Raw genomic sequence first — 2,570 nt, 5'->3', positions numbered from 1 at the left:
ATTAAATTCTGTACACATATTTCATTACCTCACTTACAGGTAAATTGTACAAGCCTATTTGACATTAATGATGTCTATATCCCATTTTATTAAATGTGACTATTAGAAGAATATAATGTATCGGGATCTTACATTACGTTAGAAGTATTAGAGAGTACAGTTATTGAAGATATTGATATTTTTAATTCTATCTTAACAGAAGTAAAAAAATTAGGCTTTTCTGTTTCTTTAGATGATTTTGGCAGTGGATATTCTTCTTTGAATGTTTTATCAAAATTACAGATTGATGAGTTGAAAATTGATCGTATCTTCTTACATACAAAATCAGAGGTTGATAATCAAAGAACTAAATGGATTTTGGAATCCATTATTGATATCGCGAAAAAATCACAAATTCTAGTAGTCGTCGAAGGTGTGGAATCTAAGCAGGATGATCTATTTATTAAAAACTTAGGCGCAGATGTAGGACAAGGATATTTCTATGGTCGTCCTCTTTCAATATCTGCATTTAATGATTTAATTGAAACAAAATAGGTGTATTATTAAATCAGTATGAAAAAGAATAAGATTATAAGTGCAGTTATTTGTATCTTGATGGTATTAACACTTTTGTGTGGATGTCAAGATTCAAAAAAGTATCCTACAGAGTGCAAAGAGAGTCCTTCGCAAACAGAAGAGCAGGTTTTATGGCCAAGTTATGAGCAGGCGGATGTTTTAAGTGATGGAAATCTGGCTCTTGTAGATTTTACTCATAAAGATGATGGGTATATTTGTGCAAGATTGCTTCAGGAAGTGACCGGAATCAAGCTGCAGATACAAAAAGATGATAAAAAATATAATTATGATTTAAAGACGACCGATTTTACTACATTCCCTGTAAATATGGAGAATGGAACTTATACAATAAAAATTTTGCAACAAATTGAAGGAACAAGATATGCGATATGTGCTTCTACTTCCATGGAAGTCAATTTGATCAATGATCTTGCTCCTTATTTATATCCAAACCAGATTGTGGATTATACAATCGATTCATATGTATACAAAAAGTCTTTTGAGCTTGTAAAAGAAGATCGAGATGACTTAACTCGAATCGCACATTTATTTAAGTATGTAGTGGATACATTGGATTATGATGATCAAAAGGCTAAAGATGTCAGTGAGACATTTGTCTTGCCAGATATCGATGGTTCTTTAAAAAGTCATAAAGGAATATGTTTCGACTATGCGGCAAGTCTAGCTGCTTTATGCAGGATTCAGGGGATTCCTGCTAAAGTTATTGTAGGCTGGACTGATATTGAATATCATGCCTGGGTTGAAATTTATTTGAAGGATAAGGGTTGGATTAATCCTAAAATCTATTTTAAGAAAGAAAAATGGAACCTTGTAGATCCTACTTTTTCTGATTCGAAAAACTCGGATTATGAGGGAAAATATGATGAAGTGTATCACTATTAGGAGGCGTATGTATGTTATCGAACAAAGAAAAATCTATTTTTACTAGTGAATTGGCTTTAGCTATATCGAATGGACTGCAAATTGAAGAAGGCTTAAAGATGTTGGCTGGTTTTGATGCGGGGGTAAGTCATTGTGCAAAAAAACTGATGGATATCATGCAGGATGGGACTTCTTTTGTGGATGCACTAAAACAGTCGAATGATTTTGATGAATATATGATTCAAATGGTTGTTGTAGGGCAAAGTATCGGGAATCTAGATGTGGTTCTTAAAGAATTAAGTGTCTATTATGAAAGACAAAAAAAGTTGAATTATCAAATTCAAGATGCAATCACATACCCTTTTGTGTTGATATTAATGATGTTTGTGATTGTGGCGGCATTGATATTTAAAGTGTTTCCTATCTTTGAAAATATTTTAAGACAAATGTCAATGTCATTATCACTAATGAATACAGCTCGAATTCTAAGTTATATTGGTTTCTTTATTTTATTGGTAATTCTTGTTTGTGGTGTCATTTTATATATTTTATATAAAAAGAGTTCGAATAAGGCTTGGGCTACAAAATTACCTTTTTTTTCAAAATTGAACTATCAAACTGAAATGACAAAATTCACATATATTCTTTCCTTGTTTGTATCGAGTGGATATTCTTTGATTGATGCGGTGGATGTTATCTTACAATCGATTGATCATCCTCTTTTAAAAGATAAGGTTGTTCATGTGAAAGAACGTATGTTAGAAGGTGAGAGTCTTTCAAAAGCTCTAGTAAATGAAGGTGTATATGATCAAGGTTATGGCGCTTTATTGATGGCAGCTGATGAAAGTGGTCATCAGGATGAAGTGTTAAAGACGTTATCTAAACACTATAAAGAAGATCTAGAGAGAATGCTTTCAAGTTTTTTAAATCGTTTAGAACCAACTATGATAGCGGGTCTATCATTATTGGTAGGATTTGTTTTAATTTCAATTATGCTTCCTTTGATGAATGTATTGCAGACGTTGGGGTAGCTATATGGTGCGCCAGTTCGGTGCAGTTGATTTAGTTAGGTGAAACTCCTGACCTGGTAACTCTTGGAGCAAAGAGGCCAGTATCTAGTCCTTGGGCATTGT

The 2,570-nt window shown here is 32.8% G+C and carries 2 protein-coding genes and 1 pseudogene; all 3 read left to right on the top strand.

Annotated features, from left to right (window positions below; translation table 11 throughout):
* Window positions 1-117: 117 nt before the first annotated feature.
* A pseudogene (locus ACZQCL_RS08570) lies at window positions 118-534 on the top strand (EAL domain-containing protein); the annotation flags it as partial.
* An 18-nt stretch (window positions 535-552) separates the two neighbouring features.
* The gene (locus ACZQCL_RS08565; RefSeq protein WP_482482799.1) at window positions 553-1,458 is read left to right on the top strand and encodes a transglutaminase-like domain-containing protein; all 906 of its coding nucleotides are present in this window, start codon (window positions 553-555) and stop codon (window positions 1,456-1,458) included.
* A gap of 11 nt (window positions 1,459-1,469) precedes the next feature.
* Window positions 1,470-2,468, top strand: coding sequence for a type II secretion system F family protein (locus ACZQCL_RS08560; protein ID WP_337618965.1), 999 nt, complete (start codon window positions 1,470-1,472; stop codon window positions 2,466-2,468).
* Window positions 2,469-2,570: the final 102 nt, after the last annotated feature.

Source organism: Holdemanella sp., from assembly GCF_056804935.1.
This window is presented reverse-complemented; position numbering and strand designations above follow the sequence as displayed.

What these genes read in the sequence shown, in the direction of transcription:
- ACZQCL_RS08565 (WP_482482799.1), top strand. Translation starts at nt 553, where the DNA reads ATGAAAAAGAATAAGATTATAAGTGCAGTTATTTGTATCTTGATGGTA.
- ACZQCL_RS08560 (WP_337618965.1), top strand. Translation starts at nt 1,470, where the DNA reads ATGTTATCGAACAAAGAAAAATCTATTTTTACTAGTGAATTGGCTTTA.